Origin of the sequence: Streptomyces sp. 135, assembly GCF_020026305.1 — a bacterium.
GTDB lineage: Bacteria > Actinomycetota > Actinomycetes > Streptomycetales > Streptomycetaceae > Streptomyces.
In genome coordinates this window covers 2,118,763-2,144,200 of sequence record NZ_CP075691.1, presented here as the reverse complement: position 1 = coordinate 2,144,200, position 25,438 = coordinate 2,118,763, and the positions used below count along the sequence as shown (strand labels likewise).

General features: G+C 69.3%; 19 protein-coding genes and 1 tRNA gene. 9 read left to right on the top strand and 11 right to left on the bottom strand.

Annotated features, from left to right (window positions below; all coding sequences use genetic code 11):
- Positions 1-220: 220 nt before the first annotated feature.
- Complete coding sequence (locus tag KKZ08_RS09690) at positions 221-1,660, top strand: aminotransferase class I/II-fold pyridoxal phosphate-dependent enzyme (protein WP_223774063.1); 1,440 nt, start codon at positions 221-223, stop codon at positions 1,658-1,660.
- Entirely contained in the window at positions 1,657-3,105 is a 1,449-nt protein-coding gene (locus KKZ08_RS09685) for a SidA/IucD/PvdA family monooxygenase (protein ID WP_223774062.1), read from the top strand. The genes KKZ08_RS09690 and KKZ08_RS09685 overlap by 4 nt, the downstream gene beginning before the upstream one ends.
- A gap of 64 nt (positions 3,106-3,169) precedes the next feature.
- Here KKZ08_RS09685 and KKZ08_RS09680 read toward each other — a convergent pair whose 3' ends face one another.
- Complete coding sequence (locus KKZ08_RS09680) at positions 3,170-4,972, bottom strand: 5'-nucleotidase C-terminal domain-containing protein (protein WP_223774061.1); 1,803 nt, start codon at positions 4,970-4,972, stop codon at positions 3,170-3,172.
- A gap of 128 nt (positions 4,973-5,100) precedes the next feature.
- Between KKZ08_RS09680 and KKZ08_RS09675 the strand changes: the two genes are divergently transcribed.
- A complete protein-coding gene (locus KKZ08_RS09675; protein WP_223774060.1) occupies positions 5,101-5,811 on the top strand; it encodes an SIMPL domain-containing protein in 711 nt (236 codons plus the stop codon).
- Between the two features lie 143 nt (positions 5,812-5,954).
- Positions 5,955-7,382 carry a pyruvate kinase gene (gene pyk, locus KKZ08_RS09670; RefSeq protein WP_223774059.1) on the top strand — a complete coding sequence of 476 codons (1,428 nt, stop codon included), beginning with the start codon at positions 5,955-5,957 and terminating at the stop codon, positions 7,380-7,382.
- Positions 7,383-7,397: 15 nt separating this feature from the next.
- Here the strand turns inward: pyk and KKZ08_RS09665 are convergent, their stop codons facing one another.
- Both KKZ08_RS09665 and KKZ08_RS09660 read right to left on the bottom strand, forming a co-directional pair.
- The gene (locus KKZ08_RS09665) at positions 7,398-8,189 is read right to left on the bottom strand and encodes a helix-turn-helix domain-containing protein (protein ID WP_223774058.1); all 792 of its coding nucleotides are present in this window, start codon (positions 8,187-8,189) and stop codon (positions 7,398-7,400) included.
- Between the two features lie 106 nt (positions 8,190-8,295).
- A tRNA-Leu gene (locus tag KKZ08_RS09660) sits at positions 8,296-8,370 on the bottom strand.
- A gap of 101 nt (positions 8,371-8,471) precedes the next feature.
- Between KKZ08_RS09660 and KKZ08_RS09655 the strand changes: the two genes are divergently transcribed.
- Positions 8,472-9,134, top strand: coding sequence for a response regulator (locus KKZ08_RS09655; protein ID WP_223774057.1), 663 nt, complete (start codon positions 8,472-8,474; stop codon positions 9,132-9,134).
- Between the two features lie 96 nt (positions 9,135-9,230).
- On the opposite strand, the gene KKZ08_RS09650 is transcribed toward KKZ08_RS09655, so the two are convergent.
- From KKZ08_RS09650 to KKZ08_RS09615, 8 genes are all read right to left on the bottom strand, one after another.
- Positions 9,231-9,947: an ABC transporter ATP-binding protein gene (locus KKZ08_RS09650; RefSeq protein WP_223774056.1), complete on the bottom strand. Its 717-nt coding sequence runs from the start codon at positions 9,945-9,947 to the stop codon at positions 9,231-9,233.
- Positions 9,947-10,768 (bottom strand): ABC transporter ATP-binding protein, encoded by an 822-nt coding sequence (locus KKZ08_RS09645; protein ID WP_223774055.1) that lies wholly within the window; start codon positions 10,766-10,768, stop codon positions 9,947-9,949. Before KKZ08_RS09645 ends, KKZ08_RS09650 begins: the two co-directional genes overlap by 1 nt.
- 3 nt (positions 10,769-10,771) lie before the next feature.
- Entirely contained in the window at positions 10,772-12,616 is a 1,845-nt protein-coding gene (locus KKZ08_RS09640) for a branched-chain amino acid ABC transporter permease (RefSeq protein WP_223774054.1), read from the bottom strand.
- Between the two features lie 5 nt (positions 12,617-12,621).
- Positions 12,622-13,551, bottom strand: a complete 930-nt coding sequence (locus tag KKZ08_RS09635; RefSeq protein ID WP_223774053.1) for a branched-chain amino acid ABC transporter permease — start codon at positions 13,549-13,551, stop codon at positions 12,622-12,624.
- A 194-nt stretch (positions 13,552-13,745) separates the two neighbouring features.
- A complete protein-coding gene (locus KKZ08_RS09630) occupies positions 13,746-14,993 on the bottom strand; it encodes a branched-chain amino acid ABC transporter substrate-binding protein (protein WP_223774052.1) in 1,248 nt (415 codons plus the stop codon).
- A 291-nt stretch (positions 14,994-15,284) separates the two neighbouring features.
- The gene (locus tag KKZ08_RS09625) at positions 15,285-15,890 is read right to left on the bottom strand and encodes a Tat pathway signal sequence domain protein (protein ID WP_223774051.1); all 606 of its coding nucleotides are present in this window, start codon (positions 15,888-15,890) and stop codon (positions 15,285-15,287) included.
- 289 nt (positions 15,891-16,179) lie between these two features.
- Positions 16,180-16,662, bottom strand: coding sequence for a hotdog fold thioesterase (locus KKZ08_RS09620; RefSeq protein WP_223774050.1), 483 nt, complete (start codon positions 16,660-16,662; stop codon positions 16,180-16,182).
- A gap of 65 nt (positions 16,663-16,727) precedes the next feature.
- Positions 16,728-19,007 carry an FdhF/YdeP family oxidoreductase gene (locus KKZ08_RS09615; protein WP_223774049.1) on the bottom strand — a complete coding sequence of 760 codons (2,280 nt, stop codon included), beginning with the start codon at positions 19,005-19,007 and terminating at the stop codon, positions 16,728-16,730.
- 124 nt (positions 19,008-19,131) lie between these two features.
- On the opposite strand from KKZ08_RS09615, the gene polA reads away from it, so the two are divergent.
- The 4 genes from polA (at position 19,132) to KKZ08_RS09595 (ending at position 25,404) form a co-directional block, all read left to right on the top strand.
- The gene (polA, locus tag KKZ08_RS09610; RefSeq protein WP_223774048.1) at positions 19,132-21,885 is read left to right on the top strand and encodes a DNA polymerase I; all 2,754 of its coding nucleotides are present in this window, start codon (positions 19,132-19,134) and stop codon (positions 21,883-21,885) included.
- Positions 21,886-22,141: 256 nt separating this feature from the next.
- Entirely contained in the window at positions 22,142-23,137 is a 996-nt protein-coding gene (locus KKZ08_RS09605) for a serine hydrolase (protein ID WP_223774047.1), read from the top strand.
- Positions 23,138-23,317: 180 nt separating this feature from the next.
- Positions 23,318-25,096, top strand: coding sequence for a lytic transglycosylase domain-containing protein (locus tag KKZ08_RS09600; RefSeq protein ID WP_223774046.1), 1,779 nt, complete (start codon positions 23,318-23,320; stop codon positions 25,094-25,096).
- A 173-nt stretch (positions 25,097-25,269) separates the two neighbouring features.
- Complete coding sequence (locus KKZ08_RS09595; protein ID WP_223774045.1) at positions 25,270-25,404, top strand: SPW_0924 family protein; 135 nt, start codon at positions 25,270-25,272, stop codon at positions 25,402-25,404.
- Positions 25,405-25,438 lie beyond the last annotated feature (34 nt).

The following is a 25,438-nucleotide window of genomic DNA, read 5'->3' as shown; positions in this document are numbered from 1 at the left end:
CGCAGCGCCGTGCCGGAACCCCGGGCCGGGGGTTCCGGCACGCGACGCCCCGCGCCACCCCTGCGCGCCCCCGGCCCGCTCAGCACCCCCACCGCACCCACACGTTTTCTCCGCACGGCAGTACCACTTTCGGGTTCGGATCGCCGAGGACCCCGGGCGCGGCGCCCACCCGGCGTACAGGCTGGTGCCCCTGTACGCGCGCACCCGAAGGACACGCCCCATGAGCACCCCGCCGCCCCTCGCCGGAGGCGTCCAAGGCCCCGACGCCCTGCGGCCCTTGCTCGCGGTCACGCTCGACGCCCTGCACCACGGGGCGACCGCCCGCGGCGGCCCGCTCCCCGCCGACGGCCCCACCGCCGTCACCGACCGCGTCCGCGCCGCAGCCGAACCCGTCCTGCCCGAGCACGGCACGGGCCCCGAAGCCGCCCTGCGCACCCTCGTCCACGCGCTCGCCGAAGGCGCCGCCGACCCCGCCGACCCCCTGTGCGCCGCCCACCTGCACTGCCCGCCACTCGCCCTGGCGGCCGCCGCCGACCTCGCCGCCTCCGCGCTCAACCCCTCCATGGACTCCTGGGACCAGGCCCCCGCCGCCTCCACCCTCGAAACCCTCGTCACCCGCGCACTCGCCGCCGAGGTCCACCCCGAAGCGGACGCCCTGGTCACCACCGGCGGCACCGAGTCCAACCAACTCGCCCTGCTCCTCGCCCGCGAAGCCGCCACCCGAGGCCCGCTGCGCCTCCTCGTCGGCGAGAACGCCCACCACTCCCTCGCCCGCGGCGCCTGGCTCCTCGGCCTGCCCGACCCGGTCACCGTCCCCGCCCCCGCCGGCACCCTCGACCCGGCCGCCCTCGACGAAGCCCTCAACGAACTCGGCGGCCCGCACACCACCTTCCTCGTCACCGCCACCGCCGGCACCACCGACGCCGGACTCATCGACCCCCTCGACGACATCGCCGACGTCTGCGCCGCCCACCGCGCCCGGCTGCACATCGACGCCGCGTACGGCGGCGGCCTGCTCTTCAGCGACGTACGCAAACACCTCCTGAAAGGCATCGAGCGCGCCCACACCGTCACCCTCGACCTGCACAAACTCGGCTGGCAGCCCGCCGCCGCCGGACTGCTCGCCGTCCGCGACCCGAACGACCTCGCCGCGCTCACCCACCGCGCCGACTACCTCAACGCCGACGACGACACCGAAGCGGGCCTGCCCGACCTCCTCGGCCGCTCCCTGCGCACCACACGCCGCCCCGACATCCTCAAGATCGCCGTCACCCTCAAAGCCCTCGGCCGCACGGGACTCGGCGCACTCGTCGACCGAGTCTGCGACCACGCACGGCACTTCGCCGCCCTCATCGAAGACCACCTCCGCTTCGAGCTGTACGACACCCCGGCCATCAGCACCGTCCTGTTCCGCCCCACAGACACCGACGACACCCACCTCGCCCACGTACGAAGGCGACTGCTCACCGAAGGCACCGCCGTCCTCGGCCGCGCCGACCTCGACGGCCGCCGATGGCTGAAAGCCACCCTCCTCAACCCGCACACCCGCCCCGGCGACCTCACCACGCTCCTCGAACACGTCGACGACACCAGCCGACAGGCCACCGCCAGGGCCGCGCGCACCACCCCCCACCTCGCGGAAGGAACCACCCCCCGATGACCGGCACGCCCGACCAGCCCGACCCCACGCCGCGCTCCACGCCCGAAGACCCCCGCGACCTCGTCGGCATCGGCATCGGCCCCTTCAACCTCTCCCTCGCCGCCCTCGCCCACCCCCTCGGCGAACTCGACACCGTCTTCTACGAACAGAGCCACGGCTTCCACTGGCACCCCGGCCTCCTCATCGAAGGCGCCACCCTCCAAGTGCCCTTCCTCGCCGACCTCGTCACCCTCGCCGACCCCGCGAGCCCCTGGTCCTTCCTCAGCTACCTCAAGAGCCGCGAGCGGCTCTTCCCCTTCTACTTCGCCGAGCGCTTCCACATCCAGCGCGCCGAGTACGACGCCTACTGCCGCTGGGTCAGCGAAAACCTCACCGCACTCCACTTCGGCCACCAGGTCGACGCCGTCCGCTGGAACCCCGAACGCGACCTCTTCGAAGTCGACTTCACCCAGCTCGACACCGACGGCGAAGCCGAAGCCCTCGGCCGCACCTACACCAGGAACATCGCCCTCGGCGTCGGCACCGCCCCCCACATCCCCGAACCCCTCAAACCCCTCGCCGAAGCCCCCACCGTCCCCGTCATCCACTCCGCGGACTACCTCGACCACCGCGAACTGCTGCTCTCCGCCGAGCACATCACCGTCATCGGCTCAGGACAGTCCGGCGCCGAAGTCTTCCTCGACCTGCTGCGAGCCCGCCCCGCCGGCCGCGAGAAAATCCACTGGCTCACCCGCACCGAAGCCTTCGCACCCATGGAGTACTCGAAGCTGGGCCTGGAACACTTCACACCCGACTACACCCGCTACTTCCACGCCCTGCCCGAAACGGTCCGCGACGACCTCGTGCCCCACCAATGGCAACTCCACAAAGGCATCGACGCCGACACCATCGCCGCCATCCACGACGAGCTCTACCGGCACACCCTCCACGGCGGCTGGCCCGACGCCGTCCTCACCCCCGGCGTCCTCGTCCGCACCGCCGGCCGCGTCGCCAGCACCCGCGTCGAACTCCACCTGGAACACCTCCAGCAGGGCACGCGCTCCCGCCTCACCACCGACGCCGTCGTCCTCGCCACCGGCTACCGCGAACGCCCCACCGAGCAACTCCTCGCCGGCCTCGACCCCTACATCCGCAAGGACTCCTCCGCCCGCCCCCGCGTCGACGAGCACTACCGCCTCGTCCTCGACCCCTCCATCACCGCCACCGGCAGCAACATCTACGTACAGAACGCCGAACGCCACACCCACGGCGTCGGCGCCCCCGACCTCGGCCTCGCCGCCTGGCGCAGCGCCACCATCCTCAACGCCCTCACCGGCAAGGACCCCTACCCCCTGCCCCGCCGCACCGCGTTCACCAGCTTCGGCCTGCACACCCCCACCATCCCCGGCCAGGCCACCGGCCGCGTGGGGGAACAGCGCGGAAACCTCGTACGCCTCAAGAACTGACCCCCACCCGGGCCACCCCGGCCCCCGGCGGACGCCCGCCGGGGGAGGCCACGAACAACGCCACTCAGAACACCGGCGTACCGTCCCGGGTCAGCCTCCAGTCCACCGACGCGAACCCAGCGGGATCGATCGTCCCCTTCGCCTTCACCCAGCCGATGATCGTGTTACGGATCTCCTCCGAATTCGCCCACACCTGCTTGGCACCCGCGACATGCGGGAAATTCCCGCCACCGCTCGCCCGGTAATTGTTCACCGCCAGCACGAACTCGGCCTTCGGGTCGATCTCCTCGCCCTCGAACGACAACTTCACGACACGCGAACCCACCGGCTTCGCGATATCGATCTCATACGTCACGCCATACACCGCGTCGTAGTTGTAATCCGGGATCTTCTCGGCGTTCGTCAGCTTCGCCGGGTCCACCGGGGCACCCGCGGGCGTCTGCACGTAGTAGCGCGCCGAGAACTCCAGGTACTCCTTGAGCTGCGCACCCGTGAGCAACCGCGCCTCCAGGGTGTTCTCGAAGGGATACAGCCCCGCCGCGTCCTTGATCGTCACCTCGCCCGCCGGAATCCGCGCGGTCCGCGAGAAACACGACGCCTGCGAGAGCACCGGCAGCGCCGCGTACGTCCCACCCGCCAACGCCTGCGCCACCGTCTCCTTCTGCACCCGATTGATCAGATCGATGATCGCGACATCCTTGTACGGGCCCTCGGCCGTACTCATCGCCGCCTTCGACGTGCCGATGACCTGATTGACGTAGGCGACGACCTTCTTGTGCTCGTCGGCCAGCAGCCGCGTGATCTTCCCGTCCTCCGCGGCCGTGTTGGAGTTCAGGACCTTCGCCCCCACCTTCTCCACCGTCCACCGGCCCTTCACCCACACCAGCTCGAAGTCGAACAACGTCAGACGCTGCCCCCACTTCAGCGGCTCCGACAGGACGACCCGCTTGCCCGTCGCCTTGTTCTCCACGAAGTACTCGGGAATCTCCGTGTGCGCGTGCCCCACCAAAATCGCGTCGATACCCGGCACCTGCTCCGCCACCAGGCCCGCCGCGTTCTCCACATACGGCAACTGATCCCCGTACGACGACGTGCCACTGGAACCGGAGTGCGCCGACACGATCACGACATCCGCACCCATCGACCGCAGCCTCGGCACCCACTTCGCGGCCTGCTCCTCAAGACCGGGAAACGTCATCTTGCCCTGGACGTTCGCCTTGTCCCAGATCGCGATACCCGGATTCGTCAGACCGAGCACCGCCACCTTCACATCACGCCCGTGCGGAGTACGCAGCCGCTTCATGAAATACGGCGGGAACGCCGGCCGCTGCGTCTTCGCGTCCAGCGCATTGGCCCCGAGAAGCGGGAAATCACACTGCTCCTCGAACTTGCGCAGCACCGGTATACCGTAATTGAACTCGTGATTGCCGAGCGCCGCCGCGTCATAGCCCATCGCGTTCATCGCCTGCGCCATCGGGTGCACCGGGCCGCGCACGGCGGTGATCGGATCCACCTTGGCGTAGTAGTACGAAAGCTGCGTGCCCTGGATGGTGTCACCCGCGTCGATCAGGAGCGTATTGCGACGCCCCTTCTCCGCACGCACCTCGTTCACCAACGTGGAGATCTTGGCCAGACCCACGTCATTGTGGTCCTTGTCGTCGAACTCCTTGTCCGTGAAGTAATCCCAGTTGAAGACGTTGCCGTGCAGATCCGTCGTGCCGAGCACGGTGAACGAATACCGCTTCTCCCGCCGACCCGGCTTCCCCTTCGCCTGCGCCACGGACGGCGCCACAGCCCCACCCGTGAGCGCCACGCCCACGCCGGTGACGGCGGACGTGCCCAGGAACTTCCTGCGGTTCAGCGGCATTTCTGTACTCCTCGGTCGACCGTAGTAACGCGCGTAGATTCTGACCTCCGCAGCCCGTTCGGCAACAGACCCGCCAGGTTGCGATCCGATGACTGTCGGACCCACCGGCACAGTGCGACAGTGAGCCCATGAACACCACCCCCACCCCCTACGGCACCCCCGACGCCCCCCGCCTCGCCGTCCGCGGCGAAGCACACCTCGAAGTCGACCCCGAGATCGCCCGCATCGGCATCACCGTCAACGCCCGCGGCACCGACCGCCGCGACGCCCTGAACGACCTCACCCGGCGCAACACCACCGCCCTCGACCTCATCAAGAGCTACGGCGACACCGTCGAGAAACTGGAGACCGGCGCCTTCTCCATCACCCCCGAACTCACCAGACACGGCCGCGCCGAACGCGTCCGCGCCTACCACGGCCGCGTCCACATCACCGCCGAACTCACCGACTTCACCGCACTCGGCGAACTCACCAGCCGCCTCGCCGACCTCGACCTCACCCGCGTCGAAGGCCCCTGGTGGGCCCTGCGCCCCGACTCACCCACCCACCGCCGCGCCAGGCAGCAAGCCGTCCGCGAAGCGGTACAACGCGCCCGCGAATACGCCGAAGCCCTCGGCACCGAACTCGCCGCCCTCGTCGAACTCGCCGACCTCGACGCCGAGAACACCCCCGCCCACGGCTACGGCGCACCCGCCGGTGCCATGCGCTCCGTCGCCTACGGCGGAGCGACCGACATGCCCACCGAAACCGCACCCCTGGACCTCGAACCACAACGCCAGCACGTCTACGCCCAGGTCAACGCCCGCTTCACCATGACACCCCCACGACTGGACCCGTGACCCGGTCTGGGACAGCCGAAAAACCGCTCATCAGAGCAGTCGCCCGCACACTTCAACACTTGTCAACACCCCTTCACCCAAAGGTTGTTGAGTAGTCACGCAGGACCAATTCACTACTGACCGGTAAGCCCTAGGGTCGAACCATGCGCCGAGCCAAAATCGTCTGCACCCTGGGCCCCGCCACCGACTCGTACGACCAGATCAAGGCACTGGTCGAAGCCGGAATGGACGTAGCCCGCTTCAACCTCAGCCACGGCACCCACGCCGAACACGAGGAGCGCTACCAGCGCGTGCGCAAGGCCTCCGAGGAGAGCGGCCGCAGCGTCGGCATCCTCGCCGACCTTCAAGGCCCGAAGATCCGCCTCGGCCGCTTCAGCGAAGGCCCCGTACTCCTTGAACGCGGCGACGAGTTCACCATCACCGTCGAAGACGGCGTCCAAGGCGACCGCCAACGCTGCGGCACCACCTACAGCGGCCTCGCCCAGGACGTCACCTCCGGCGAACGCATCCTCGTCGACGACGGCAAGGTGACCCTCCAGGTCACCGGCGTGATCGGCCCCCGCGTCGCCACCACCGTCCTCGAAGGCGGCATGGTCTCCGACCACAAAGGCCTCAACCTCCCCGGCGTCGCCGTCTCCGTCCCCGCACTCTCCGACAAGGACGAAGAAGACCTCCGCTGGGCCCTGCGTACAGGCTTCGACGTCATCGCCCTCTCCTTCGTACGCAGCGGACGCGACATCGAAGACGTCCACCGCATCATGGACGAGGAAGGCCGCCGACTCCCCGTCATCGCCAAGGTCGAGAAGCCGCAAGCCGTCGACAACATCGAGGACATCGTCGCCGCCTTCGACGGCATCATGGTCGCCCGCGGCGACCTCGGCGTCGAAATGCCCCTCGAACAAGTCCCCATCGTCCAAAAGCGCGCCATCAAACTCGCCAAGCGCAACGCCAAACCGGTCATCGTCGCCACCCAGATGCTCGACTCCATGATCGACAACTCCCGCCCCACCAGGGCCGAGGCGAGCGACGTCGCCAACGCCGTCATCGACGGCACGGACGCGGTGATGCTCTCCGGCGAGACCAGCGTCGGCAAATACCCCGTCGAAACGGTCAAGACCATGGGCCGCATCGTCGAAGCTGCCGAAGAGGACATCCTCGCCAAGGGCCTGCCCCCACTCACCGAGCGGAGCAAACCCCGCACCCAGGGCGGCGCTGTCGCCCGCGCCGCCGCCGAGATGGGCGACTTCCTCGGCGCCAAATTCCTCGTCGCCTTCACCCAGTCCGGCGACACGGTCCGCCGCCTCTCCCGCTACCGCTCACCCATCCCGCTCCTCGCCTTCACCCCCGACAAGGCCACCCGCTCCCAGCTGAACCTCACCTGGGGCGTGGAAACCTTCCTCGGCCCGCACGTCGACTCCACCGACGCGATGGTCGACCAGGTCGACGAACTGCTCCTGGAGATCGGCCGCTGCGAGCGGGGCGACGTGGTCGTCATCACGGCCGGCTCCCCGCCGGGGGTGTCGGGCTCGACGAACCTGGTCCGCGTCCATCGCATCGGCGAGAACGAGTAGCCCCCGGCGGTTCGGTCAGTATTTGGGGCCGATGTGGGCGTCCATCAGGGCCACGGAGGCTTTGCGGGCGACGGAGATGTTGAACGGGTTGCCGTTGCGGGTGCAGTGCGTCCACTCGATGCCGAGCTGGTCGAGGGTGTCGGTGTAGATCTCACGGATGTCGTCGGAGACGTTGGTGAAGAAATACCGTGGATATTCATAGCGCTTCCGCTCCCCGCTGACCATACGGGTCGTCCAGTTGGTGATGCGGCACCCGTCGGAGTGGATGAGCCCCCGGACGAAGTCCCAGGGGTGCGCGTCGACGATCTCCTGCTGCCAGGGTTCGAGGGCAATCTTGCGGTCGTGCTTCTTGCCGGGGCCGTGCTGGGGGAAGAGGCAGGGGAGATGCTTGAAGTAGACCTTGATGTTGTGGGCGCCCTTCGTGCGTACGCGGCACGCGGCATTGTGCGGAAAGACCGCCCGAAGTGCGGTCTCGGCCAGGTCCTGGATGCCGGGCCAGCCGTCGTCCAGGGTGATCGCGAGGCTGGGAACATGATGCTTGGCGTAGTGGCTGATATGGCCGTCCCCTAAATAGAGGCCGAGCAGGTAAGCGCAGGCGGAGTTGTCCAGCGGACGCCGGTGGCAGAGGGGGCAAAGAAGCGATGGTCTCGTCGCGACCGGCTCTCCGCGCTTGGCGCGGTCTACGTGTTTCCAGTAGCTGATGGTGCCGAGGGGGACGTTCAGTCGCCGGGCGACTTCGGCGTTCTTTGAGCCACCCCGCAGCAGGGTGAGTGCTTGCTGCCGTACCTCTGTGCCATGGAAGTGCATACGGACACGGTGCGTGAGTGAATGCGGTCGTGAGCAGCAGAAAGCGGATGTTCACGGGAACGAGAACATCCGCTTGCGGATTACGACCTTGGAATCTAAGGAAAAGTGCCCCGGGTGGGACTCGAACCCACACTGTAAGGTGTTTGAGACCTTCGTCTGCTGCCAATTGGACTACCGGGGCCCAACGAATCAAAGGTTTCCCCCAACCCGCTGCCCAACCACCATACCGCAGCTGGGTAGGCTCTTGGGAGCTGCACCCCTGTCCTGATCGAGGAGCCCCCCGTGACCGCGCCCGAGTCGCCCCAGCCCGCAGACGACGACGTGTCCGGCGACGACCAGTCGCACGTCCCGCCGCTGACGACCCGCGTCGTCATCGCCGAGGACGAGGCCCTGATCCGGCTCGACCTCAAAGAGATGCTGGAGGAAGAGGGCTACAGCGTCGTCGGCGAGGCGGGCGACGGTGAGAAGGCCGTCGAGCTGGCCCGCGAGCACAGGCCGGACCTCGTGATCCTGGACGTGAAGATGCCCGTCCTGGACGGCATCTCCGCCGCGGAGAAGATCGCGGAGGAGTCCATCGCCCCCGTACTGATGCTGACCGCGTTCTCGCAGCGGGACCTCGTCGAGCGGGCGAGGGACGCGGGTGCGATGGCGTACCTGGTGAAGCCGTTCAGCAAGAGTGACGTCGTCCCGGCGATCGAGATGGCCGTCTCGCGGTTCACGGAGCTGAAGACGTTGGAGAAGGAGGTCGCGGACCTCTCCCAGCGGCTGGAGACGCGGAAGCTGGTGGACCGCGCGAAGTCGATCCTCCAGACGGAGTACGGCCTGACGGAGCCCGCCGCGTTCCGGTGGATCCAGAAGACGTCGATGGACCGCAGGCTGTCGATGCAGCAGGTCGCGGAGGCGGTCATCGAGGACGCCGAGGAGAAGAAGGCGGCGAAGGGTTAGCCCCGGAGCCGGCATACGCGCGTACGTACGACAGGGCCCGCACCCCGAAGCCGGGGGTGCGGGCCCTGTCGTATGCGGGGAGGGGTGGGCGTGGCCTCAGTCCTCGCCGAGGTACGCCTTGCGTACCGATTCGTCGTGCAGCAGGTCCCCACCCGTACCGGAGAGGACGATGCGGCCGACTTCCATGACGTGGCCCTCGTCGGCGAGGGAGAGCGCCGCTTGGGCGTTCTGCTCGACGAGGAGGATCGTGGTGCCCTGGGATTTCAGTTCGGCGATGGTCGCCATGATCTTCTGCATCATGATCGGTGAGAGTCCCATGGAGGGTTCGTCGAGCATGAGCAGTTTGGGTTGTGACATGAGGGCGCGGCCCATCGCGAGCATTTGTTGTTCGCCGCCGGAGAGGGTGCCCGCTGCTTGTTTCCTGCGTTCTCCGAGGATGGGGAAGAGGTCGTAGGCGCGGTTGATGTCCTTTTCGATGCCTGCCTTGTCGGAGCGGAGGTAGGCGCCGAGGCGGAGATTGTTCTCGATGGACATGCGGGGGAAGATGTGGCGGCCTTCGGGGGAGTGGGCGAGGCCGAGGGCGACTATTTGGTCGGCGCGGTATTTGCGTAGGGCTTTGCCGTTGAATTTGATGGTGCCGCTGACGGGCTTGAGCAGGCCTGACAGGGTGCGGAGTGTGGTGGTCTTGCCTGCGCCGTTGGTGCCGATGAGGGTGACGACTTTGCCGGCCTCGACGGTGAAGGAGATGCCTTTGACGGCTTCGATCCTGCCGTAGGCGACGCGGAGGTCCTCGACCTCAAGGAGTGCGGTCATCAGTTGTTCTCCTCGAAGGGTTCGCCGAGGTAGGCGGCGATGACGCGGTCGTCCTGCCGGACCGTCTCGCTGGATCCTTCGACGAGTTTCTCGCCCTGGACGAGGACGGCGACGCGGTCGCAGAGGTTGAAGATGAAGCGCATGTCGTGCTCGATGACGAGGACGGCGATACCCATGTCGCGGATGGCGAAGACGAGTTCTTCGGTGGCGCGGGTTTCCTGGGGGTTCATGCCGGCGGTGGGCTCGTCGAGGAGCAGGAGGCCGGGTTCGCTGGCGAGTGCGCGGGCGATCTCCAGCTTGCGCTGTTCTCCGTAGGGGAGATTGCGTGAGAGGTGTTCGGCTTTGTCGGCGAGGCCGACGAAGCCGAGGAGTTCCATGGCGCGGGTCTTGGAGGCGGCTTCGGCTCGGTGGAAGCCGGGGCCGCGGAGGAGGGCTGACCAGAGGCCTTCCTTGGTGCGGGTGTGGCGGCCGACGAGCACGTTCTCCAGCACGGTCATGTTGGGGAAGAGGCGGATGTTCTGGAAGGTGCGGGCGACGCCGGCCGCGGTGACCTTGAAGGATTTGGCGGGGAGGATCTGGCCTTTGTAGCGGACTTCGCCTTCGGTGGGGATGTAGAGGCCGGTGAGGCAGTTGAAGAAGGTGGTTTTGCCGGCGCCGTTGGGGCCGATGAGTCCGACGATTTCGCCGCTGTTGACGGTGAGGTCGACGGATCGTACGGCGGTGAGGCCGCCGAAGCGCATGGTGACGCCGCGGGCGTCGAGGACGCTCTGTCCTGCGGGGGTGGCTGGGGCGTGGCCCTTTTCGTTGGTGTTCGTGGTCATGGGTCAGGCCCCTGTCTTGCTCAGGACGGTGGGCGGTGGTGTCTCGCCGGGGTCGAGTTCGGCTTCGTGGAATTCGAGTTGGCGGCGGCGGTTGGGGATGAGGCCTTCGGGGCGGAAGCGCATGAGGAGTGCGAGGGCGAGGCCGAAGGCGAAGAGCTGGTAGTCGCCGAGGAAGGCGAGTTTGTTGGGGATGAGGTAGAGGAGTGCCGCGCCGACGAGGGGTCCGCTGATGGTGCCCATGCCGCCGAGGACGACGGCGGCGAGGAGGAAGGCGGAGTTGGGTGGCACGGTGTTGGCGAATTGGTACTGCTCGGGTGTGACGGTGTAGGTGACGTGTGCCTGGACGGTGCCGGCGAGGCCTGCGAGGGAGGCGCCGAGTGCGAAGGCGATGAGTTTGACGCGGAAGCCGTTGATGCCCATGGCCAGTGCGGCGGTCTCGTCCTCGCGGATGGCGACCCAGGCGCGGCCGATGCGGGAGTCGCCGCTGCGCCGGAAGACGAGGACGACGACGAGGGTGATGAGCAGCATCAGGAAGAAGTAGTTGGCGAAGCGGCCGATGGTGAAGCCGCCGATGCTGTGTTCCAGGCCGAAGTCGAAGCCGAGGATCTTCAGGTTGGGGATGGAGGAGATGCCGTTGGAGCCGTTGGTGATGTCGGGTCCGGAGGCGCCGTCGGAGTTCATGGCGACGATGCGGAAGATTTCTCCGAAGCCGAGGGTGACGATGGCGAGGTAGTCGCCGCGCAGTCGCAGGGTGGGGGCGCCGATGAGGACGCCGAAGACGAGTGAGGCGGCGGCGCCGACGAGGATGGCTCCCCAGAAGGGGAGGTGGATGTCGAAGGGTGAGGAGGGGGATCCGGAGACCATGGATGCGGCGTAGGCGCCGACGCCGAGGAAGGCGACGTATCCGAGGTCGAGGAGGCCTGCGAGGCCGACGACGATGTTCAGGCCGAGTGCGACGGTGGCGAAGATGAGGATGTAGACGCCGATGGTGGCGTATTGGTCGTCGTTCTGGGTGAAGGGGAAGGCGGCCGCGGCGAGGAACGCGCCGATGAGGGTGACGTTGCGGTGGCGTGCGGTGTAGACGGAGACGTGGGCGACGAGGCCGGCTTTGGAGAGTGCGGCGAAGCCGAAGGCGACCGAGATGAGGAAGCCGATGAAGAGTTCGTCGTATTCGGTGCCGATGCCGTAGGTGAAGACGAGCAGGCCGGTGGCGAGCGCGGCGACGATGATCAGGATCTCGGCGTATCCGGGGAGTTTGCGCGGGGCGGGGGGTCCTTCGGCGGCGAAGGCTCCCTTGACGGTGGTCAGGCCGTTGCGCAGGCGGTGTTTGAACTGTTCCCAGCCGGTGTCCTCGGGGTCGACGGGGTAGGTCTGTGGCCGTTGGAAGGGCAGGGCCAGGGCGCCGGTGAGGGCGGTGAGGGTGGCGATGGCGGTGATCCAGCCGCCGGGTTCGAGGTTGGCGAGTCCGCCGAGTTGGACGCTGATCGCGAGGATCGTGTACCAGGCGGTGGCGAAGGCGGCGAGTGCCGCGTATTTGAGGGCGGCGTCGGCGTTGCCGGGGGCGATGGCGCGTATGCCTTTGATGCCGTAGGAGGCGAGGCCGAGGAGGGTGGTGAGGGTGCCGGTGATGAGGACGAGCCATTGCAGGCCGCCGGGGTAGCCGTAGTAGGTGAGGTCGCCGGGGAAGGTGGCGGTCCAGGTCCAGGCGAGGAAGGCGGAGACGATGGTGAGTGCGCCGCCGCCGGTGGCCATGGCGCGGGCCGGGCCGGTGGGGATGGGGAGGAGGCCCGTGGGGGCGTCTTCTTCGCGCGGGCGGGAGTTGTCGGCCGCCGTGGTGTGTGTGGTCATGGTTGTCACGCCCTGTCCGCGACGCGCTCGCCGAGGAGGCCTTGTGGCCTGACGAGGAGGACGACGATGAGGAGTACGAACGCCCAGACATCGGCCCAGGACTGGCCGCCGAGCTTGTCCATGCCGGGGATGTCGTTCATGTAGGCGGTTGCCATGGCTTCGGCGACGCCGAGGACCAGTCCGCCGATCATGGCGCCGTAGATGTTGCCGATGCCGCCGAGGACGGCGGCGGTGAAGGCTTTGAGGCCCCAGAGGAAGCCCATGCGGAAGTTGACTTCGCCGTAGCGGAAGCCGTAGGCGATGGCGGCGATGCCGGCGAAGGCGGCTCCGAGGGCGAAGGCGACGACGATGACGCGGTCGGTGTTGACGCCCATGAGTTTGGCGGTGTCGGGGTCTTGGGCGGTGGCTTGCATGCCGCGGCCGACGCGGGTCTTCATCACGAACCAGCCGAGGGCGAACATGCAGATGGGGGCGGCGACGACGAGGAAGAGGTCGCCGGGCTGGATGGTGACGCTGCCGATGTGGATGGAGTCGCCGGGGATCTCGGGGAAGGTGCGGGACGACTTGGCGCTGGGGTACCAGGCCCAGACCGCTTGCTGGAGGGCGAGGGAGAGGCCGATGGCGGTGATGAGTGGGGCGAGCCGTGGTGCGCCGCGCAGGGGCCGGTAGGCGAAGCGTTCGGCTCCGATCGCGACGGTCGTGGAGACGATGACGGCGCCGATGATCATGAGGGGGACGGCCGCCCACATGGTGGTGCCGCCGGGGAGCCAGAGCCAGACGGTGAGGGCGCCGAAGCCGCCGACCATGAAGATCTCGCCGTGGGCGAAGTTGATGAGCTGGACGATGCCGTAGACCATTGTGTAGCCGATGGCGATCAGGCCGTACATGGATCCCAGTAGCAGGCCGTTGACCAGCTGTTGCGGCAGTTCGTGCACCGCAGGTCCTCCGAGTCTTTCGAGCGACGGGTGTCGGATGCGACGGATACGACGGACGCGACGGACGCGACGGACACGGCATCGCTGTGCCGGCCGGGATGTCACCGTGGCGGATGTGACGCCGCGCGGGGCGCTGTCGGGCAGCGCCCCGCGCGGTGGTGTCGTGCGCGGTGGTGTCGTGCTGCGGTGGTGGGTCAGCCGGTGTAGGTGCCGGACTCGACGGGCTGCCAGCCCTTGGCCGGGTCGGTGGTGTCCTTGACCTGGTAGACCGTGAGCTGCTTGTTCGTGGCGTCGCCGTATTCGTCGAAGGAGACCTTGCCGGTCACGCCGTCGAAGGAGACGTCCTGCATGGCGTCGACGATCTTGGCTCGGGCGTCGGAGGGCAGTTCGCCGTCGTTGTCCTCGACGACCTTCTTGACGGCCTCGATGATCGCCCAGGCGGAGTCGTAGGAGTAGCCGCCGTAGGCCTCGTAGGCCTCCTTGTAGCCGGCCTTCTTGTAGTTGGCGATGAACTCCTTGGCGGAGGGCAGCTGTTCGACGGGCTGGCCGACGGAGGTGGCGTAGTCGCCCTTGCCGTCCTTGCCGGCGAGCTTGATGTAGTCGGCGCTGTAGAGGCCGTCGCCGCCGACGAGCGGGATCTTGGCTCCGGCCTTCTTCATCTGCTTGCTCAGGGGGCCGGCGGCCGGGTACTCGCCGCCGTAGTAGACGACGTCGGCGTCCGAGTTGCGGATCTTGGTGGCGACGGCGCCGAAGTCCTTGGTGTCGGGGTTGACGTGCTCGGTGCCCGCGACCTTGCCGCCGAGCTTGGTGAACTCGGCCTTGAAGGTGGCGGCGAGGCCCGCGCCGTAGGTCTTCTTGTCGTCGATGACGAAGACCTTCTTCTTCTTGGCCTTGTTGTACAGGTACTGCGCCGCGAAGGGGCCCTGGATGGCGTCGGTGGTGGCCGTACGGAAGTAGGCCTTGTAGGGGCGCACCTTCTTGCCGCCGTTCCAGTCCGGGCCCTGGGTCATGGCCGGGTTGGTGTTGGCGGGGGAGACCTGGACGAGTTTGGCGTCGTCGAAGACCTTCTGCATGGACTCGCCGACGGAGGAGTTCAGGGGGCCGACGGCGCCGAGGAGTTCCTTGTTGGCGACGAACTTGGTGGCGTTGGTCTGGCCGGAGGAGGGCTGTCCCTGGTCGTCGGCTGCCTGCATCTTGAAGGTGATGCCGTCGACGTAGTTCTTGTCGTTGGCCTGCTTGACGGCGAGGTCGACGGAGTTGCGGATGCCGAGGCCCAGCGCGGAGAGGTCACCGGTCAGCGGCGCGTCGACGCCGATGACCACGGTGGTGTCGCCGCCGTCGGCGCTTCCCTTGTCCTTGTCGTCGCGCGAGCCACAGGCGGTGAGGGTGAGAGCCCCCGCGGTGAGTGCAGCGGTGATGGCTATGAGCGAACGTTGACGCACGATCAGTCCTTTCCCCTGGCACGGCCGTCCCTTGTTGGGATGCCGAGTCGAGCGCGGAACCGAACTGACGGGAATCCGGTGGGCGCGGTGACTGGCCGTGACTCTAAGGGCGCCTTTGTTCCAGGTGGAGTGGTCAGACCAAGGCTGTGACGCTCTTGTTATGCCACGGAGTATTCCGGGCTGGAACGCAGGGGGCGGTTGAGGCCGAATGTGACCTTGTTCGGGGGATCTCGACGCATCCACATGCTGAGAATCTCCAGGACAACCGGCAGGAGCGTAAGGGTATTTGGCTCATGACACGCGTGTTCGTGGGCATGCGGCGGTCAGTGCTCCGGAAAGATCATTCGCGTATTCCGGACCCAGGATGTAACTCTGCCGCTCGTTTGCGCGCGCATTACGCAGTGTTACTTCCAAGAAAGGGAGTCCGGCATTCCGTGGCACTTCTCCGCATTCGCGAATGTGCATCGTGATGATCAACTTCCGGGGTGTTCCCGATTTCACCGTGAATGGGGTGGCGGGGGATACGCGCACCGAAAGCGCCGCCGAGGGCTGGGCGACCCGTCGGACGGACACCGGGGGTCCGGCCTCGTGGGTGACGGTGACGGCGAAGGTGAAGTTCCGCTCCCCGGCCCGCGGACGCGACATCTCGCCGGTGTACGTCACCGCCACACTCTGCGACGGCCAGGGCGGGGGCGGCGCGGGCGGCGGCTCGGGGCGGGTGAGGTGGAGGATCAGCCCGGCCGCGCCGAGGAGCACGGCCGCGGCGGCGGCGAGGGTGGTGCGGTGGTGGCGGCGGGGGGCTCGCCAGGCAGCCCTGGGGGCGGCGGCTTTCCGGCCATGGGTGTTTTCACGCCCGTAGGTGTCCTCGCCCGGCTCGACCGGGCCGATGGCGTTCACGCCCGGGGCCCGCCGGTCGGCTCGCCGTCACGGTGGCGTGCGGCGCGACGCTCGTGCGCCTCACCGATGTCGCGCAGGGTCTGGTGCTGCCCGTTCGACCCGCAGCCGCAGCCGGTGCCGACGGCCGGTGGGAGGGGGAGCGGGAGGGCGAGCGCACAGAGCCGTCTCCGGCGCTGTCTCCGGTGCCGTATCCGGTGCCTCATGCGCCGACGCTAGTCCGGAGCCGCACGCTCCGACAGTGCGCGTGCGCCCGCCCTCGTGACGCGTGTGCGCCCCGCCCGTCGCCGGGTCAGCCGGTCGCGCCGTCCGCGCCGCCCGCGGGGGCGTCCCGCAACATGCACGTCAGGCGCGCGCTGCACACCCGCCTGCCCTCCTCGTCGCTGACCGCGATCTCGTACGTGGCCGTGGAGCGGCCCCGGTGCACCGGCGTCGCCACGCCCGTGACCAGGCCGGAGCGGGCACCGCGGTGGTGCGTGCAGTTCAGGTCGACGCCGACGGCGAGCTTGCCGACGCCGCCGTGCAGCATCGCGCCGATGGAACCGAGGGTCTCGGCGAGCACCGCGGACGCGCCGCCGTGCAGCAGGCCGTACGGCTGGGTGTTGCCCTCGACCGGCATGGTGCCGACGACGCGCTCCGCCGAGGCCTCCCGTATCTGCACGCCCATGCGGGTGCCGAGGTGCCCCGCGGAGAACAGGGCGGCCAGATCGATACCGAGCGCGGCGTACTCGTCGATGACCTCCTGCGGGAACTTCACGCTGTGCTGCTCACCCATGGGGCCCGGCTCCGTTCGTTCGTCCGTCGTCACACGCATCACTTGCGCTGTCGCTGAGCAAACGCTCAGTCGAGCGACGATTGTTCCAGGCGTACGACGACGGACTTGCTGGCAGGGGTGTTGCTGGTGTCGGCGGTGGCGTCCAGCGGCACCAGGACGTTGGTCTCCGGGTAGTACGCGGCGGCGCAGCCGCGGGCCGTCGGGTAGTGCACGATCCGGAAGCCGGGCGCCCGGCGCTCCACACCGTCCCGCCACTCGCTGACCAGGTCCGCGTACGCCCCGTCGGCGAGACCCAGCTCCCCGGCGTCCTCGGGGTTGACCAGGACGACGCGGCGCCCGTTCTTGATGCCGCGGTAGCGGTCGTCCAGGCCGTAGATGGTGGTGTTGTACTGGTCGTGGGAGCGCAGCGTCTGGAGCAGCAGGCGGCCCTCGGGGAGGGCCGGGTACTCGACGGGGGCGGCCGTGAAGTTGGCCTTGCCGGTGGCGGTGGGGAAGCGGCGCTCGTCGCGCGGGGCGTGTGGCAGGGCGAAGCCGCCGGGGTGCGCCACGCGCGCGTTGAAGTCCTCGAAGCCGGGGATCACGCGCGCGATGCGGTCGCGCACGGTGGCGTAGTCCTTCTCGAACTCCTCCCAGGGCGTACGGGACGCGGGGCCGAGGACGCGCCGGGCCAGCCGGCACACGATGGCGGGTTCGGAGAGCAGCTGGTCGCTCGCGGGTTCCAGGCGGCCGCGTGAGGCGTGCACCATGCCCATGGAGTCCTCGACGGTCACGAACTGCTCGGCGCCCGCCTGGAGGTCGCGTTCGGTACGGCCGAGCGTCGGCAGGATCAGGGCGCGCGCGCCCGTGACGGTGTGCGAGCGGTTCAGCTTCGTGGAGACGTGCACCGTCAGGCGGGCCTTGCGCATCGCCGCCTCGGTGACCTCGGTGTCGGGGGAGGCCGACACGAAGTTGCCGCCCATGGCGAAGAAGACCTTCGCCTCGCCGTCCCGCAGCGCGCGGATCGCGCGGACCACGTCCAGGCCGTGGTGGCGGGGCGGCGCGAAGCCGAACTCCTTCTCCAGGGCGTCGAGGAAGGCGGGCGCGGGCCGCTCGAAGATGCCCATCGTGCGGTCGCCCTGCACGTTGGAGTGGCCGCGCACGGGGCAGACGCCCGCGCCGGGGCGGCCGATGTTGCCGCGCAGCAGAAGGAAGTTGACGACCTCGCGGATCGTGGGCACGGAGTGCTTGTGCTGGGTCAGGCCCATCGCCCAGCACACGACGGTGCGCCGGGAGGCGAGCACCATGGCGAGGGCTTCCTCGATGCGTGCGCGGTCCAGGCCGGTGGCCTTCAGGGTCTCGTCCCAGTCGGCTTCCCGCGCGGCGGCGACGAAGTCCTCGTACCCATGGGTGTGTTCGCGTACGAACTCCTCGTCGACCGCGCCCTCGGTCTCAAGGATCAGCTTGTTCAGGAGGCGGAAGAGGGCCTGGTCGCCGCCGAGGCGGATCTGGAGGAAGAGGTCGGTGAGGGCGGTGCCCTTGAGCATGCCCTGCGGGGTCTGGGGGTTCTTGAAGCGCTCCATGCCCGCTTCGGGCAGCGGATTGACCGTGATGATCCTCGCGCCGTTGTGCTTGGCCTTCTCCAGGGCGGAGAGCATGCGCGGGTGGTTCGTGCCCGGGTTCTGCCCGGCGACGATGATCAGATCCGACTTGTAGACGTCCTCCAGCAGGACGCTGCCCTTGCCGATGCCGATCGTCTCCGTCAGCGCGGAGCCGGACGACTCGTGGCACATGTTGGAGCAGTCGGGCAGGTTGTTCGTGCCCAGCTCGCGGGCGAACAGCTGGTAGAGGAAAGCCGCTTCGTTGCTGGTGCGGCCCGAGGTGTAGAAGACGGCCTCGTCGGGGCCGTCGAGGGCCGCCAGCTCCTCGGCGACGATGTCGAAGGCGCGCTCCCAGGAGACGGGCTCGTACCGCTCGGCGCCCTCCGCCAGGTACATGGGGTGGGTGAGGCGGCCCTGCTGCCCCAGCCAGTACCCACTGCGGGTCGCGAGGTCGGCCACGGGGTGCGCGGCGAAGAAGGCGGGGGTCACGCGGCGCAGCGTGGCCTCCTCGGCGACCGCCTTCGCGCCGTTCTCACAGAACTCCGCCTTGTGCCGGTGCTCGGGCTCGGGCCAGGCGCAGCCGGGGCAGTCGAAGCCGTCCTTCTGATTGACGCGCAGCAGGGTCAGGGCGGTGCGGCGCACGCCCATCTGCCGCTGCGCGACCCGCAGCGTGTGGCCGATGGCGGGCAGCCCGGCGGCGGCGTGCTGCGCCTGCTCGACCTGCGGCGCGTCCTGGACCGGATCGCCCTTGGGCGGCTTGCTTGCCATGGTCGGCTCCCCTTCGAGCACCTACGTGAGCTACGTCATCGATCCTCCCACGCGCCGGTGACAACGCCCGGCCGAGGGGGCGGGCGGGACCGGACTGTCAGTGGGGCGTGGCAGGATCGGGGACGTGGCAGAAACAGCATCGAAGAAGAAGTCCGAGACCGTGGCGGCCAAGGCCCCGAAGGCGGGCGGCGAGCAGCGCCCGCGCCTGCTCCTCATGGACGGGCACTCCCTGGCGTACCGGGCGTTCTTCGCGCTGCCCGCGGAGAATTTCACGACCGCGACGGGCCAGCCGACGAACGCGATCTACGGCTTCGCGTCGATGCTGGCGAACACCCTGCGTGACGAGGCGCCCACGCACTTCGCAGTGGCCTTCGACGTCTCGCGCAAGACGTGGCGCTCCCAGGAGTTCCCCGACTACAAGGCGAACCGCTCCAAGACCCCGGACGAGTTCAAGGGCCAGGTCGAGCTGATCGGCGAGATGCTCGACGCGATGCACGCGGTGCGCTTCGCCGTGGACGGCTTCGAGGCGGACGACGTCATCGCGACGCTCGCCACCCAGGCCGAGGCGGCCGGCTTTGAAGTGCTGATCGTCACCGGCGACCGCGACTCCTTCCAGCTGATCACCGACCACGTCACGGTGCTCTACCCGACCAAGGGCGTCTCGGAGCTGACCCGCTTCACCCCGGAGAAGGTCGCGGAGAAGTACGGCCTCACGCCCAGCCAGTACCCCGACTTCGCGGCGCTGCGCGGCGACCCGTCGGACAACCTCCCGGGCATCCCCGGTGTCGGCGAGAAGACCGCCGCGAAGTGGATCAACCAGTTCGGTTCGTTCGCCGACCTCGTCGAGCGTGCCGAGGAGGTCAAGGGCAAGGCCGGGCAGAACTTCCGCGACCACCTGGAGGCGGTCAAGCTCAACCGCCGCCTGACCGAGATGGTGCGCGACGTCGAGCTGCCGAAGACGGTCGCCGACCTGGAGCGCGCTCCGTACGACCGCACGGCGCTCGCCATGGTCCTGGACACCCTGGAGATCCGTAACCCCTCGCTGCGCGAGCGTCTCCTGGCCGTCGACCCGGGCGCCGAGGAGGCCGAGCAGACCCCCGTCGCGCCCGGCGTCGAGCTGGACGGCGCGGTCCTCGGCGCGGGTGAGCTCGCCCCCTGGCTGGCCGAGCACGGCAAGGCGGTCCTCGGTGTCGCCACGGTCGACACCTGGCAGCTCGGTTCGGGCACCGTCACCGAGGTCGCGCTCGCCGCGGCCGGGGGAGCGGCCGCCTGGTTCGACCCGGCGACGCTGGACGAGGCCGATGAGAACGCGTTCGCGGCCTGGATCGCCGACCCCGCCAAGCCGAAGGTGATGCACAACGCCAAGGCGGTCATGCGCGTCTTCCCCGAGCACGGCTGGTCGGTGGCGGGCGTCACCATGGACACCGCCCTGGCCGCCTATCTCGTCAAGCCGGGGCGCCGCTCCTTCGCCCTGGACGCCCTCTCCCTGGAGTACCTGGGCCGTGAGCTGGCGCCCGCCTCCGCCGCCGACGGACAGCTCGCCTTCGGCACGGAGGAGGACGAGCGGGCCGAGGCGGACTTCCTGATGTCGCAGGCCCGCACCGTCCTGGACCTCGGCACCGCCTTCGGCGAGAAGCTGCGGGAGGTCGGCGCGAGCGACCTGATGCAGGACGTCGAGCTGCCCACGTCCACGCTCCTGGCCCGCCTTGAGCGGCACGGCATCGCGGCCGACCGCGCCCATCTGGAGGCGATGGAGCAGCAGTTCGCGGGCGCCGTGCAGCAGGCGGTGAAGGAGGCGCACGCCGCGGCGGGCCACGAGTTCAACCTCGGCTCGCCCAAGCAGCTCCAGGAAGTCCTCTTCGGTGAGCTGAACCTCCCCAAGACGAAGAAGACCAAGACCGGCTACACCACGGACGCGGACGCGCTGGCCTGGCTGGCCGCCCAGACGGAGAACGAACTGCCGGTCATCATGCTCCGCCACCGCGAGCAGGCGAAGCTGCGCGTCACCGTCGAGGGGCTGATCAAGTCGATCGCCGCGGACGGCCGCATCCACACCACGTTCAACCAGACGGTGGCCGCGACGGGCCGTCTCTCCTCGACGGAGCCCAACCTCCAGAACATCCCGGTCCGCACGGACGAGGGGCGCGCGATCCGCCGCGGCTTCGTGGTGGGCGAGGGCTTCGAGTCGCTGATGACGGCGGACTACAGCCAGATCGAGCTGCGCGTGATGGCGCACCTCTCCGAGGACGAGGGCCTCCTTGAGGCGTTCACCTCCGGTGAGGACCTGCACACCACCGTCGCCTCGCAGGTGTTCTCCGTGGACCGCTCGAAGGTCGACGCGGAGATGCGGCGCAAGATCAAGGCCATGTCGTACGGCTTGGCGTACGGCCTGTCGGCGTTCGGCCTCTCCCAGCAGCTGAACATCGACGCGGGTGAGGCGCGTGCCCTGATGGACACGTACTTCGAGCGGTTCGGCGGGGTGCGGGACTATCTGCGCCGCGCGGTCGACGAGGCGCGGGCCACGGGGTACACGGAGACGATGCTGGGCCGCCGGCGGTATCTGCCGGACCTCAACAGCGACAACCGTCAGCGCCGTGAGATGGCCGAGCGGATGGCGCTGAACGCCCCGATCCAGGGCACGGCCGCGGACATCGTCAAGATCGCCATGCTGAACGTGCACCGCGCGCTCACCGAGGCGGAGCTCGACTCCCGCATGCTGCTGCAGGTCCACGACGAAATCGTCCTGGAGATCGCTCCGGGCGAGCGCGCGAAGGTGGAGGAGCTGGTCCGCCGCGAGATGGCCGGCGCGGTGGCCCTCCGGGCGCCGCTGGATGTCTCGGTGGGCGTGGGCCCGAACTGGGAATCGGCCGCGCATTAGCCTCCGGGGGCGCCTGTCTTCTGCGGCCCCGGAGGGGGCCGGCCGCGCAGTTCCCCGCGCCCCTTACAGGGGCGCTCGCTGGAGCCCCGTAAGGGGCGCGGGGAACTGCGCGACAAGCCCCCACCGGGCCCGCAGCGAAGAACGACGCCCCACCCCGCAGTAACCAACGCCCCGCCCGCACAACCCCGCAGGCCCCCTCACCCACGTGGCCCCCGCCCCCGCGCCCCCCGAGCGACCCCGGGGCCAGGATGACCCCATGGCCCCTCACCTACGAGCCCGCCGCCGCTCCCTGCTCGCCGCGGCGCTCACCACGGCCCTGCTGAGCCCCATACCCGCGGCCGCCGCCGATGCCAGCGACCGGCAGGGCGCGGCCCTCTGCACGGCCGACCGCGACCGTACCCTCGCCGCCCGGGTGTCCGAGGACATCCGGGCGGCGCTGTCGTCCAGGTCCGGCCAGGTCTCCGTCTCCGTACACGACACCCACACCGGCCTCGTCTGCGAACTCGCGAGCCTGCGCCGTTACGACGCGGCGAGCCTCACCAAGGTCCTGATGATGCAGGCGGCGCTGCGCCGCGCACAGGAGTGGGGCCGAGGCCTCACCGCCTGGGAGCACCGGCGGATCCGCCCCATGATCACCCGCTCCGACAACGACGCGGCCGCACGGCTCTGGCGCAACCTCGGTCACCCCTACCTCTCCCGCTTCCTACGCCGCGTCGGCACCACCGCCACCACCCTCGGCCCGTACGGCTATTGGGGCCTGACGCGCACCACGGCCGCCGACCAGCAGTGGCTGCTCGGCGTACTCACCGGCGCCCCGGATGTCCGGGCAGTCCTCAAGCCGAGCGCCCGCGCGTACGGGCTGCGGCAGATGGCCGACGTCCAGAGCGACCAGCGCTGGGGCGTGCCCGCCGGCATGCCGCGCGGCATCCGCGCTCATCTCAAGAACGGCTGGCTGCCGAGGGCCGAGCACGGCTGGCGCGTGCACAGCGTCGGCGTGTTCACCGGCGGCGACCGCACGTACCGCATCGTCGTCCTCAGCCACGGCAACCCCTCCATGGCCTACGGAGTACGCACCGTGGAACGCGTCGCGTACGCCGTGCACCGCGCTTTGAACAAGGGCCGCGCCATCGCCCAGGGCTTCACCCCGCAGAGCGAGATCAGCGAGGTCCCGGACGGTTCGGCCCCGCCCGAGGGCGACTTCGCGACGCCCGGGGAGGAGCCCGGCCGGGCGGGGGAGAGCCCCGCGGCGTAACAGCCCTGTCGCGGTATCGGTTAACTGGTAAAAACCGGGCACGAACGGGTGCCTGGGCGCGGGAAGTTGTCGTAGTGTCGCCAGAGCCGCCCTGCTGGGGAGCACGCGCGTACGAAGACGAGCGCGTACGGAGGTGGGGTCGGCGCGCAACAGTCGTCAAAGGGGAGGGGTGGCTCGGTCATGGCGCCGGTATTCGGCAGGCGACTGCGCAGGGGGGCGGTGACCAGCGCGGTGGCCGCGGCGGCGGTGGCGGCACTCGCCGCGTCGCAGGCCCCGGGCGTGACGGACGTCCCGCGCGGCGATCGCACGGCGGGAGCGGCGGACACGCCGTCGGGTGACTCCGCGACCGGCGACTCGCCCTACTACACCGATCTGCCACGCCTCAAGAGCCCCACCCCCCTCCCGCCCAACGGCGGTGACAAGGAGGCCGAGGCGGGCCTGCCGGCCACCGTCCTCGACGCGTACAAGAAGGCCGAGACCGCGCTCGCCGACGCCAAGCCCGGGTGCAATGTCCCCTGGGAGCTGCTCGCCGCCATCGGCAAGGTCGAGTCGGGCCACGCCTGGGGAGGCCGCGTCGACGCGAACGGCACGACGCTCAAGTCGATCACCGGCCCGCCCCTGAACGGCGACGGCTTCGCGAAGATCACCGACACCGACCGCGGCGTGCTCGACGGCGACACGACGCACGACCGCGCGGTCGGCCCCATGCAGTTCATCCCGTCGACGTGGGCCACCTCGGGCCAGGACGGCAACAACGACGGCAAGAAGGACCCCAACAACATCTACGACGCGGCGCTCGCCGCCGGCCACTACCTCTGCGCGAACGACCGCGACCTGGCCGACGAGGACGACCTGCACAAGGCGATCCTGAGCTACAACCGCTCCACGGAGTACCTGAACACCGTCCTGTCGTGGCTGGAGTACTACCGCAACGGCACGCACGAGGTCCCCGACGGCAAGGGCGTCCTGCCGGACGACCGCAGCGACGACCGCACGCGGAACCCGGGCCTGACGCCGGGCGGCTCCGGCAGCAACGGCAACCGCGACATGACGGGCACGTACGAACCGCCCCGCAACAACGACAAGCCGGGCAACGGCGGCAAGCCCGGCAATGGCGGCAAGCCCGGGAACGACGACAAGCCCGGCAACGGCGACGACAAGCCCGCCCCCACGCCCGCCCAGCAGGTCGCGCGCCTGAAGGACGCCGGTACCGGCACGCTGGCCGCGACCGCGGGCGACGCCTTCGCCGGGCGCGTGCAGGTGCGTACGGAGTCCAAGTCGGGCTCCGGCGTCGCCAAGGTCAAGGTGAAGTTCCGGGTCGTCGGTGACACGGACGCCCGCTTCGAGGGCGGCGCGCGGAGCGTCGTCGTCACCACGACCGCCGCGGGCAGGGCCACCGCCCCCGTGCTCGAGGCGGGCGAGAAGACCGGCCAGTTCACCGTGCGGGCCACGGTCGTGGGGCGCAAGCTGACGGGCCTCGACTACGCCGCGAAGGTCACCGCCCGTCAGGCCGACGCCCTGGCCAGGACCAGCGACAAGCCGCTGGTCTGCGAGGCGGGCAAGGAGTTCGCCGACCAGGTCGAGGTCAAGGCCACGTACAAGGGCCGGGCGGCCGCCGGAGTCGCGACCACCGCCACCCTGATCAAGTCGGCGACGGACGCCACCCCCAACGACAAGGGCCCCTACTTCAAGGACACGAGCGGCAATCCGGTCCGAGTCCTCAAGGGTCTCAAGACCGATGCCAACGGCCTGTTGAAGCTGCCGAAGCTGTACGCCGACGACGCGTCGGGCACGTATCTGCTGCGGGTCGTCACGGTCGGCGGCGCCACCGTCACCGTCGAGCTGAAGGTGACCGCCCCCGCCACCTCGACCGATCCGGCCACCCCGCCGGCTTCCACCACCCCGCCGGCCTCGACCACGCCGACCGCTCCCACCACCCCTGCCACTCCGACCGCTTGACCGGACCTCCACAGGCCCTACCGGACCGCCCCCGCGCCGACAACGGCGCGGGGGCGGTCCCGTGTTGCGCGACCTGTTCCCCTCTCGCCTCCGCATTGCTACGGTGCCCGACCTGACGCTCTATCAGTTCCGGCCGACGGCCAATGACCACCGGCCGACTCGGGAGGCCCCGCATGCGTGCCCTCATCGCCGCCGCCACCGGTCTCGCCGTCGCGCTCGCCCTGGTCCTGGCGATCACGGCGATCGGCGCCCCGTCCGGCGAGACGTCCCCCAAGCCCCTGCTCACCACCGTCCCCAAGCATCCGTAGACGCACTGCCCCAAGCACCCGTAGACGTAGGGAG

Excerpts from the sequence above, each read along its gene's own strand:
- KKZ08_RS09690 (WP_223774063.1), top strand. The coding sequence starts at position 221 with ATGAGCACCCCGCCGCCCCTCGCCGGAGGCGTCCAAGGCCCCGACGCC.
- KKZ08_RS09685 (WP_223774062.1), top strand. The coding sequence starts at position 1,657 with ATGACCGGCACGCCCGACCAGCCCGACCCCACGCCGCGCTCCACGCCC.
- KKZ08_RS09680 (WP_223774061.1), bottom strand. The coding sequence starts at position 4,972 with ATGCCGCTGAACCGCAGGAAGTTCCTGGGCACGTCCGCCGTCACCGGC.
- KKZ08_RS09675 (WP_223774060.1), top strand. The coding sequence starts at position 5,101 with ATGAACACCACCCCCACCCCCTACGGCACCCCCGACGCCCCCCGCCTC.
- pyk (WP_223774059.1), top strand. The coding sequence starts at position 5,955 with ATGCGCCGAGCCAAAATCGTCTGCACCCTGGGCCCCGCCACCGACTCG.
- KKZ08_RS09665 (WP_223774058.1), bottom strand. The coding sequence starts at position 8,189 with ATGCACTTCCATGGCACAGAGGTACGGCAGCAAGCACTCACCCTGCTG.
- KKZ08_RS09650 (WP_223774056.1), bottom strand. The coding sequence starts at position 9,947 with ATGACCGCACTCCTTGAGGTCGAGGACCTCCGCGTCGCCTACGGCAGG.
- KKZ08_RS09645 (WP_223774055.1), bottom strand. The coding sequence starts at position 10,768 with ATGACCACGAACACCAACGAAAAGGGCCACGCCCCAGCCACCCCCGCA.
- KKZ08_RS09640 (WP_223774054.1), bottom strand. The coding sequence starts at position 12,616 with ATGACCACACACACCACGGCGGCCGACAACTCCCGCCCGCGCGAAGAA.
- KKZ08_RS09620 (WP_223774050.1), bottom strand. The coding sequence starts at position 16,662 with ATGGGTGAGCAGCACAGCGTGAAGTTCCCGCAGGAGGTCATCGACGAG.
- KKZ08_RS09615 (WP_223774049.1), bottom strand. The coding sequence starts at position 19,007 with ATGGCAAGCAAGCCGCCCAAGGGCGATCCGGTCCAGGACGCGCCGCAG.
- KKZ08_RS09605 (WP_223774047.1), top strand. The coding sequence starts at position 22,142 with ATGGCCCCTCACCTACGAGCCCGCCGCCGCTCCCTGCTCGCCGCGGCG.
- KKZ08_RS09600 (WP_223774046.1), top strand. The coding sequence starts at position 23,318 with ATGGCGCCGGTATTCGGCAGGCGACTGCGCAGGGGGGCGGTGACCAGC.
- KKZ08_RS09595 (WP_223774045.1), top strand. The coding sequence starts at position 25,270 with ATGCGTGCCCTCATCGCCGCCGCCACCGGTCTCGCCGTCGCGCTCGCC.